The following is a 515-nucleotide window of genomic DNA, read 5'->3' on the forward strand; positions in this document are numbered from 1 at the left end:
AACAGGAAATAGGGGAGCGTGAACAACCCCGCCGCCAGCGTCGCCAGCATTTCCGCGCGCGCGGGCTCGGCGCGGTAGATGGTGAAGGTGGCGAGGAACACCATCGCGAAGCGCAGCAGGTTGTCGTTGAACGCGCCGAGAAACTGCACCGCGAACAACGGCGCGAAGCGGCGCTGGGTGAGCAGCGAGGGGGCGGGCGTGGGCACAGCGAGCTTGTAGTCGCATTTATGACAAGCACTAGCGCCGGTGGTGATCAGCCTGGCTCGTCCGACCGCTCCTGTTCCGTCATCCCCGCGAAGGCGGGGATCCAGGCTGATCCACTCGATGCGAACACATCGTTGCTGTCCACCTGGATCGGGCCTGGATCCCCGCCTGCGCGGGGATGACGAGGTGGGAGAAGAGGGCAACCGACGCGACCGGCTCCAGCACGGGAATGGCCCGGGCCGTCCCGGACCGATCGCAAACGCTCTCGGGGGCGAACCTCTGACCGTATCACGCGCGATCGGCGATGGGCA

Source organism: uncultured Sphingomonas sp., assembly GCF_964250165.1.
Classification (GTDB): domain Bacteria; phylum Pseudomonadota; class Alphaproteobacteria; order Sphingomonadales; family Sphingomonadaceae; genus Sphingomonas.